The following is a 6,941-nucleotide window of genomic DNA, read 5'->3' on the forward strand; positions in this document are numbered from 1 at the left end:
CTCCGTCCAACCGTTCGCGTTTCATTATGCCTGTTTCTTGACCATTCCGCCAAAGGTAGTATGGGTATGAGCGATGGGTGCGGATGGAGACGGCGATGGCGGACCTGCCGAAAGACTTTGTTTGGGGCGTCTCCACCTCCGCCTATCAGATCGAGGGAGCCGCGGCGGCGGACGGGCGAGGCCCGAGCATCTGGGACACGCGCTGCCGCACCGCCGGCGGGGTGGTGAACGGCGACAGCGGGGACGTCGCCTGCGACCATTACCACCGCTACGCCGAGGACGTCGCGCTGATGCGCGACATCGGCGTCGGAGCCTACCGGTTCTCCGTGGCGTGGCCAAGGGTGCTGCCGCGCGGGCGGGGGACGATCAACAAGGCTGGTCTGGATTTCTACGACCGCCTGATCGACGCGGTGCTGGAGGCCGGAATCGAGCCTTGGCCGTGCGTTTATCACTGGGACCTGCCGCAGGCCTTGCAGGACCTCGGCGGCTGGGCGAACCGGGACAGCGCCGGCTGGTACGCCGACTACACGGCCCTGCTGGCGCGGCGCTACGGCGACCGGGTGAAACGCTGGATCACCTTCAATGAGTTTTCCGTCTTCACCCTGTTCGGCTACGCCATCCCCTGGGCGGCACCCGGCATCACCGACCGCGACCAGCATCTGCGGGCCATCCACCATGTGAACCTTGCCCATGGGGCCGGGGTGGACGTGATCCGCGCCCTGGTCCCCGGCGCCTCCATCGGGGCGGTGCACAACCGCCAGCGGGTGCTGCCGGAGGGCGGCCGGCCCGAGAACACGGAGGCCGCCGCCCTGCTGGACGAGCACTGGAACCTGACCTTTTGTGACCCGCAGCTTCTCGGCCACTATCCGCCGCGCGTCGCCCGCGCCATCGAGCCTTACGTGAAGGCGGGCGACATGGCGCGGATCTGCCGGCCCATGGACTGGTTCGGCCTGAACCATTACGGCCCGATCTTCGCCCGCGCGACCCCCGGCACCACCTGGGGCTATGGCTGGGGCGACGCGCCGCCCGATTCGCCCACCTACGGTGTCGGATGGGCGGTTTTCCCCGACGCCTTCCGCGACGAGTTGCTGGACATCACCCGCCGCTACCGCATGCCCATCGTCATTACGGAAAACGGCTGCGGCGGCAGCGATTCGCCGGACGAATCGGGCGCCATCGACGATCAGCACCGAATCAACTATCTGCGCCTTTATAACGCGTCAATGCACGAGGCGATTCGCGGCGGAGCCGACGTGCGCGGTTACTTCGTCTGGTCGCTCCTGGATAATTTCGAGTGGGGAAGCGGTTACGGCAACCGCTTCGGCATCGTCCATGTCGACTTCGAATCGCAGAAACGCACGCCGAAAGCTTCCGCCCGTTGGTACGCCGATCTGATAAAGCGCACGCGTTCAGCCACCTGAGCGGGCAGCGATTTCATCGCTGGAGCCTACTATTTCCACTCGACTGGACCGCCTGCCCGCGTGTCCTGCATGAAACACATTACACATTTGCATGTTAAACCTGATGCACAGGCTTGCGCTTTGCGCATCACTTTGCCCATCCTCCGTCCTGGATCATTCGTTCTCGAAGGAAACTGACATGCAAAGCAGCGACACCGACGGTTCTGAGAATTCGGCCACCGATCTGGTCGCCATGACGGGCAAGATCGTTGCGTCTTATGTCCGCTCGAACCAGATCGCGGTGAATGATCTTCCGAACCTCATCCGGATCGTCCATCAAAGTCTGTCGGGCACGGGCCGTCCGGTGGAGCCGGAGGCGGTGGAACTGCGTCCGGCCGTGCCGGTGAAGAAGTCGGTGATGCCGGACTACATCGTTTGCCTTGAGGACGGCAAGAAGCTGAAGATGCTGAAGCGCTATCTGCGCACGGCCTATGGCATGACTCCGGACGAATATCGTCGCAAGTGGGGCCTGCCCGCGGATTATCCGATGACCGCCCCGAACTATGCGGAGCAGCGTTCCGCCTTCGCCAAGTCGATCGGTCTCGGCAAGAAGGCCGCCGCTCCGGCCAAGCCGGTCCGCCGCGGCCGCGCCAAGAACGTCGCCTGATCGCGCATCCGTTCCGAACCGCCCCTTTCCCGACATGCGGGAGGGGGGCGGCGGGTGCATTTCACGCTGTTTGCCCCGGCCTCAGCGCTGCGCGATGCGCGGCGTGGCGAGGCTGTTCAGGCTGGTGATCCACTCCGACAGGGTGACGAAGCGGCAGCCACGCGTGCGCAGCAGGCCGATGGCCCTGGGGAGGGCTTCCGCCGTCGCGTTGTAGGTGGTGTGCATCAGGACAACGCTGCCGATGGTGCCGGTGGCTTCAAGCTGCGCCATGATCTTTCCGGCGTCGCGGGTGAACCAATCACGCGTGTCGACGTTCCACAGCGCCGGGCTCATCTTTTCCTGGTCGACGGCCGCCAGCGTGTCGCTGTTCCAACGTCCGGCCGGCGGGCGGAACAACACCGGGTCGGCGCCCGCTTGGGACAGGATACGGTTTGTTTCCGCGATCTGTGCGCGTTGCGCCTCGGTGCTCAGGGTGCGCATGTTCGGGTGGGTCAGGCTGTGGTTGCCGACCTCGTGGCCCTCCTGGACGATTCGCTGGATGATCCGCGGGTGGCGGATCGCGACGTTGCCGATCGGGAAGAAGGTCGCCCGCACCCCTTCGCTGCGCAGGATGTCGAGGATGCGGGGGGTCACCGCCGGATGCGGTCCGTCGTCGAAGGTCAGGGAGCAGAGGTTCCAGCGGCTGGCCTTGAGAGCCCCGATGTCGACCCGCGCGTCGTTGCCGGGCACGATGGCGGCAATTCGCGACAGGCGGGCGGCCTGCCGCTCGATCTCCTGCATTTCCCGGCTCTGGTCCGGGCTGTAGGTGACGACGCCGTTGTGGTCGTTGTCCTCGGCGGCGGCGGCGGCGGCGGCCGGGGTCGCTGTCGCCGGTTGCTCGGCGGTGTCCACCACGAGGCAACTGCCGCCACCGCCGACGATCCGGCGGCAGACAAAGTTGGGGTCGAGGTCGGGCAGGGGGGCCGCCCGCAGGACGAAACCGGAATCGGGAGCCTCGGGCCGCTGCAGGGCGACTCGGGGAACGAGATCGGCGACCATGTCGGGTTGGCGCCGGACGACCGCCTTCCAGGCGACCCAGGCGTCCGCCTCCGTCCGGTACACCCCGAACTGGAGCATCTTGGCCGGGTGGCCGCCGTCGGTGTCCTTGCGCAATGTGGTGACGGTGGCGAGGTGCGGTTGGTCGGCCGCCAGGACCAAACCGGCGAATGGGCCGCAAGCAACCGCTGCCGAGAGGCCTGCGGCCAGGAGCCGGAATTGCGATCCCCGCCGCATCGCGGGGCCGAATTTATGGACGGTGGAGAGGTCCAAACCTGACTTCATATGCGATCGACCATCAAAATCGCCGCAGTGGGATCAGGTGTGGGCGATATCTCTCATGAGATAGAGCAAAATTTATCATGTCTCCATAAGGATCGACACCAAAGATCAGTTGTCACGGATTTCCCGCCATATTTTCCATAATGCACCTTATGGGATTTCTATCTCGGATTGGCAGGGGCCCCGTTGCGACGCGCCAAACCTTGGCCTCCTGCTTCCGCTTTCCGCCCCGGACGGGTCGCCGCCGACCGCTCAGCGGCGCCGCAGAAGGGTCACGCCGTCGCCCACCGGCAGCATGCACAGGGCCACCCTCTCATCATCCAAACGAGCGGCGTTGAAGGCGCGAATGGCTTCGGTCTTGTGCTTGCGATCGCCGGGGTCCGCGACTCGCCCGCGCCACAAGGTGTTGTCCACGACGATCACGCCACCGTGCCCCACGAGGCGCAGACACCGCTCGTAATAGGCGTCGTAATTTTCCTTGTCGGCGTCGATGAAGGCAAAATCGAACGACTCGGCTCCGCCGTCGGTGAGAAGCTCGTCCAAGCTGCCCAACGCCGGCCCGATGCGCAGGTCGATCTTGCCCGCGACACCGGCTTCGGACCAGGTCGCGCGGGCCCGGGCCGTCCACTGCTCGTTGATGTCGAAGCTGACGACCCGGCCGTCCTCCGGTAGGGCCAGCGCCACCGTCAGCGCGCTGTATCCGGTGAAGGTTCCGATGTCCAGGGTCCGGCGCGCGCCGATCATTTCGACCAGGAACGCCAGGAGTTGCCCTTCTTCCGGCGCGATCTGATAGTGGGCCTCGGTCAAGGTCGCCGTTTCGGCACGCAGTTTCGCCTGGATGGGAGTCTCACGCAGGGAGGCGCCGAGCATGTACCGGTAGATGGCCTCGGGCATGAAGATCGACTGCACGGTCAAGGAGTCCGCTCCCTCATCTGGCTGCCCGCCTCGTGCGGACCTCGGCTCATACATGTGGGGAGTGCGGGGCAATTCGGAAGGTCGCCCGCTGTCTCCGCGATCGCGTTGACTTCCAAATCAGTCCGGGCTTCGCCCGAATGCGAAGCCCAGGGCGTCGGCCACGGCGAGCGGCAGCATGGAGCCGTGGCTTTCCTCGGCGAAGTCATGGAACGCGAGGCGCAAACCCGGAACCGTGGCAAGGGTGGCCGCGACCTCCCTCCCCGTCGGTCCGGAACGGAGGCGCTTCAGCCGCTCGGCGTCCGCCGGCGGCAATGGACGCTCCACCAGCTTGCCGGACGTCTCGATCAGCAGCGCCGTGCCGGGCGCCACGCCCTCGCCCTTCGAACGGTCAAGGAATGCCGCCTGCTCTTTCAGGATGGCCTGCCCGCTCCACCAGATCGCCGGATCGGCGGCGACGTAGGTCTGGAACAGATCGCCCTGGGTGTAGAGGACGTAGAGAGAGAACAGGCCACCCAGCGAATGGCCGAACAGGGTTCGGCGCTGCCGGTCGATGGGCAGGCGTGTTTCGACCGCCGGAATCACCTGCGTCTCAACGAAGGCCAGGAAATCGTCGCGCCCGCCGGTTTCGATTCGGGAAGAGCCGTCCCGCGATGGTGGAATGAACTCCGGCGGGGTCGGTGGCGTCAGGTCGCGGTAGCGGCGGAGGATGTCGAACGGTCCGTCGATCGGATAACCGATGCCGACGATCGCCGCGGAACCGTAGGGCTCCGGCGGGTTCGGACCGATGACCGTCTCCATCATCGGCACGGTCGCGTTGCCGTCCAGCAGGTAAATGATCGGATAACCGCCCGGTGGCGGCGGTTCCGCAGGGCGGACGAGAAAGACCCGGTAATCCATGCCCGTCCGGTCGGCGCGCAGATCGAAAGATTCCACCTTGCGGGCCTCCTTCACGGTTTCCGCCTGCGTGGATTGGACGCCGAAGCCGGACAAGACCATCAGCAGCACGGTCGTGGCGAATCGGAGCATTGGCGGTTCCTGCGCAATCGAACGGTGTGCACCGGCGGATCGGATGGAACCGTGCCGGCGACTCCATGTTGTTGCACGGTCAGCAGCAGGAGAGCAACGCGATGAGAAAGCTCCTTTCCGCAACGGCGGTCGCCTTCGTCATGGTTGCGGCCGGGTCCTCGCTCGCCCAGCAGAGCGCCGCCATCGCCAACCCGGCCAACGCCTATCGGGAGGTGAAGGACGACAACCTCATGGTGCCGTCCCTCAAGCGGACGGTCGGCCAGTTGGATGACATGGACGTCATGGGGCCGGACGGCACGAAGATCGGCGAGGTCGAGGACGTGTTGATGGATGCCTCCGGGCAACCGGTGGCCGTGGTGGTGGATGTGGAGCATGGCGTGGGGATCGGCGACAAGGAGGTCATCGTCGGGCTGGACCACTTGCGCGACGACGGTCGGACCCTGACGACCGCGTTGACGAACGCGCAGCTCGGCACCCTGCCGATCTGGGACGATTGAGGCTGAGCCGACGGGAACGGGCGTTGCCGAGCAACGCCCTCCCCTTCTCCGCGATGACGCTCGCTGGTCGAATCCCGTTACTGCGGCGCCATGCGGATGGCGCCGTCCAGCCGGATCACCTCGCCGTTCAACATCTCGTTTTCAAGGATGTGCTGCACGAGGCGGGCGTATTCGGAGGGCTGGCCGAAACGCTTCGGGAAGGGAACCGTGGCGGCGAGGCTGTCCTGGACCTCTTGCGGCATGTTCAGCAGCATCGGCGTGCCGATCAGGCCCGGCGCGATGGTCATCACGCGCACGCCGCTGCGCGCCAGATCGCGCGCGGCGCAGATGGTCAGGGCGACGATGCCGCCCTTCGACGAGGCGTAGGCGGCCTGTCCGATCTGCCCCTCATAGGCGGCGACTGAGGCGGTGTTGATGATCACCCCCCGCTCCCCTGATTCCAGCGGGTCGAGCGTGCCCATGTCCGCGGCGGCGAGGCGCAGCATGTTGAAGGTGCCGATCAGGTTGACCTCGATCACCTTGCGGAAGTCGTCCAGCGCCATCGGGCCGTCGCGCCCGACAATCCGCTTGGCCGGAGCGACGCCGGCGCAGTTCACCGCGATGCGGGCCGGGCCATGGGCCGCGCGGGCCTCGGCCACGGCCTTCTCCGCCGACTCGGCGCTCGACACGTCGCAGAGCAGGCCGAGGCCGCCGATCTCCGCGGCCACCTGCTTGACCGCGGCCTCGTTCATGTCGAGCACGGTGACCTTGGCGCCGAGCTTCGCCAGATGGCGCGCGGTTTCCGCCCCCATGCCGGAGGCGCCACCGGTGACGATGGCGGCTTGACCGTTGATCTGCATCGTGTTTCCCCCTGATGACGTTGTTGAAATCTCCTCTCCCCGGAGAGGAGAGGGTTGAAGCGTCACATCCCGCCGGGATAGTTCGGTCCGCCGCCGCCTTCGGGGACGACCCAGTTGATGTTCTGGGTGGGGTCCTTGATGTCGCAAGTCTTGCAGTGCACGCAGTTCTGCGCGTTGATCTGCAGCCGCGGGTCGCTGCCGTCCTCCGCCCGCACGATCTCGTACACGCCCGCCGGACAGTAGCGCGTCTCCGGCGCGTCGTAGAGCGCCAGATTGACCG

General features: G+C 66.1%; 8 protein-coding genes. 3 read left to right on the forward strand and 5 right to left on the reverse strand.

Annotation, left to right across the window (positions count from 1 at the left end):
* The first annotated feature begins 95 nt into the window (after positions 1 to 95).
* Both FHW79_RS12310 and FHW79_RS12315 read left to right on the forward strand, forming a co-directional pair.
* On the forward strand, positions 96 to 1,421 hold the full coding sequence (locus tag FHW79_RS12310) for a GH1 family beta-glucosidase (protein WP_183179172.1): 1,326 nt from the start codon (positions 96 to 98) through the stop codon (positions 1,419 to 1,421).
* Positions 1,422 to 1,599: 178 nt separating this feature from the next.
* Complete coding sequence (locus tag FHW79_RS12315) at positions 1,600 to 2,067, forward strand: MucR family transcriptional regulator (RefSeq protein WP_183179173.1); 468 nt, start codon at positions 1,600 to 1,602, stop codon at positions 2,065 to 2,067.
* An 81-nt stretch (positions 2,068 to 2,148) separates the two neighbouring features.
* Here the strand turns inward: FHW79_RS12315 and FHW79_RS12320 are convergent, their stop codons facing one another.
* The 3 genes from FHW79_RS12320 to FHW79_RS12330 all read right to left on the reverse strand — a co-directional run bounded on the left by FHW79_RS12320 (position 2,149) and on the right by FHW79_RS12330 (position 5,325).
* Positions 2,149 to 3,264 carry a polysaccharide deacetylase family protein gene (locus FHW79_RS12320; RefSeq protein WP_247884319.1) on the reverse strand — a complete coding sequence of 372 codons (1,116 nt, stop codon included), beginning with the start codon at positions 3,262 to 3,264 and terminating at the stop codon, positions 2,149 to 2,151.
* A 372-nt stretch (positions 3,265 to 3,636) separates the two neighbouring features.
* A complete protein-coding gene (locus FHW79_RS12325) occupies positions 3,637 to 4,293 on the reverse strand; it encodes a class I SAM-dependent methyltransferase (RefSeq protein WP_348984129.1) in 657 nt (218 codons plus the stop codon).
* A gap of 123 nt (positions 4,294 to 4,416) precedes the next feature.
* Positions 4,417 to 5,325 (reverse strand): alpha/beta hydrolase-fold protein, encoded by a 909-nt coding sequence (locus FHW79_RS12330; protein ID WP_183179176.1) that lies wholly within the window; start codon positions 5,323 to 5,325, stop codon positions 4,417 to 4,419.
* 101 nt (positions 5,326 to 5,426) lie between these two features.
* Here FHW79_RS12330 and FHW79_RS12335 point away from each other — a divergent pair, with 101 nt between their 5' ends.
* Positions 5,427 to 5,822: a PRC-barrel domain-containing protein gene (locus FHW79_RS12335; protein ID WP_183179177.1), complete on the forward strand. Its 396-nt coding sequence runs from the start codon at positions 5,427 to 5,429 to the stop codon at positions 5,820 to 5,822.
* Positions 5,823 to 5,899: 77 nt separating this feature from the next.
* Here FHW79_RS12335 and FHW79_RS12340 read toward each other — a convergent pair whose 3' ends face one another.
* Together FHW79_RS12340 and FHW79_RS12345 are read right to left on the reverse strand one after the other, a co-directional pair.
* Positions 5,900 to 6,661, reverse strand: a complete 762-nt coding sequence (locus FHW79_RS12340) for an SDR family NAD(P)-dependent oxidoreductase (protein ID WP_183179178.1) — start codon at positions 6,659 to 6,661, stop codon at positions 5,900 to 5,902.
* A 62-nt stretch (positions 6,662 to 6,723) separates the two neighbouring features.
* Positions 6,724 to 6,941 (reverse strand): 4Fe-4S dicluster domain-containing protein (locus FHW79_RS12345; RefSeq protein ID WP_183179179.1); only part of this gene is annotated, 218 nt, incomplete at its 5' end.

The organism is Azospirillum sp. OGB3, from assembly GCF_014192915.1.
Lineage (GTDB): Bacteria > Pseudomonadota > Alphaproteobacteria > Azospirillales > Azospirillaceae > Azospirillum.

Excerpts from the sequence above, each read along its gene's own strand:
- FHW79_RS12335 (WP_183179177.1), top strand. The coding sequence starts at position 5,427 with ATGAGAAAGCTCCTTTCCGCAACGGCGGTCGCCTTCGTCATGGTTGCG.
- FHW79_RS12315 (WP_183179173.1), top strand. The coding sequence starts at position 1,600 with ATGCAAAGCAGCGACACCGACGGTTCTGAGAATTCGGCCACCGATCTG.
- FHW79_RS12310 (WP_183179172.1), top strand. The coding sequence starts at position 96 with ATGGCGGACCTGCCGAAAGACTTTGTTTGGGGCGTCTCCACCTCCGCC.
- FHW79_RS12340 (WP_183179178.1), bottom strand. The coding sequence starts at position 6,661 with ATGCAGATCAACGGTCAAGCCGCCATCGTCACCGGTGGCGCCTCCGGC.
- FHW79_RS12330 (WP_183179176.1), bottom strand. The coding sequence starts at position 5,325 with ATGCTCCGATTCGCCACGACCGTGCTGCTGATGGTCTTGTCCGGCTTC.